The organism is Halalkalibacter sp. APA_J-10(15) (assembly GCF_023017105.1).
In the GTDB taxonomy this organism is placed as follows: Bacteria; Bacillota; Bacilli; order Bacillales; family Bacillaceae_D; genus Halalkalibacter.
Map to the genome: position 1 here is coordinate 1 of NZ_JALKEV010000045.1, position 1,058 is coordinate 1,058.

Consider the following 1,058-nt stretch of genomic DNA (forward strand, 5'->3'; position numbering starts at 1 on the left):
GACGGTTTGTCAATCTAACTGCGACACTTCTTCCCAAAATGCTTCGTGTGAAGTTTTCCAGCCAAGACATTTCCTTGGTCGATGATTAATTAAATATAAGGCTAACTCTAGTTCTTCTTCAGTAATGAGAGATAGATCCGTCTTTTTTGGGAAAAATTCGCGTAAAAGACCATTGGCATTCTCGTTTGTTCCACGCTGCCAGGAAGCATATGGATCAGCAAAATAAACCAGCATATCCACCTGTTCTTCAATACTTGAATAGCACGCAAATTCTTTTCCACGGTCAACCGTTGAAGTCTTGAAAACACCTAAGGGATACTTATCAACCATACTTAGGATAGCCGTTTCCATGGATGAAGAACTTCGATTTTTCATCTTTACTGCAAGATACATCCGTGTTTTTCGCTCTGCGAAGGTAGCTAAACACCCTTTGCTTTTTCCACGACTTGAAACGATTGTATCAAGCTCCCAGTGACCGAATGTCGTTCTTTTCTTTACTTCTTTTGGACGCTGATTAATCGAGGTTCCAATGTTGAATCGTCCCCTAGTTTCAACAGGTTTTTGACGTTTACCTTTGTGGCGAAGCACAGTGAGATCCGACTTATTTAATAAACCTTGATAGAGCCAACGATAAATAGTTTTAAACGAAAGATTTAGTTCAGGTAGGCGGCCAATAATCTGTTCTGGAGACCATGTTAATTGAAGTTTCTCTTCAATAATCTCGGCTAGATAAGCAGACCATTTCCCCTTTGGTTTACAGTCTTTGCGACGCTCCACGTACATTTGTTGAGCCACTTCACTAGCGTATTCTTTTGTGCTGTTTCGTTTCAATTCTCGAGCAATAGTAGAATGATGACGATTGAGTTCTTTCGCCATTTGCCTAGTAGACCAACCTAGTTTTTGAAGGGCTTCTAGTCGTCCACGTTCAAACGTGGTAAGATGGGAATAGCTCATGATAAACCTCCGTGTAAGGGTTGTGTGGTAACTTCATTTTACACGAAGATTCATGGGCTTTTTGTTTTTCTTTTTAGGTGTCGCACTTAATATTACAATTCGTC

At 40.4% G+C, this 1,058-nt stretch carries 1 protein-coding gene; it reads right to left on the reverse strand.

The genetic code is table 11. From position 1 onward, the window contains the following. Positions 1-9: 9 nt before the first annotated feature. A complete protein-coding gene (locus tag MW695_RS22180; RefSeq protein WP_247107613.1) occupies positions 10-954 on the reverse strand; it encodes an IS30 family transposase in 945 nt (314 codons plus the stop codon). Positions 955-1,058 lie beyond the last annotated feature (104 nt).

Excerpts from the sequence above, each read along its gene's own strand:
- MW695_RS22180 (WP_247107613.1), bottom strand. The coding sequence starts at position 954 with ATGAGCTATTCCCATCTTACCACGTTTGAACGTGGACGACTAGAAGCC.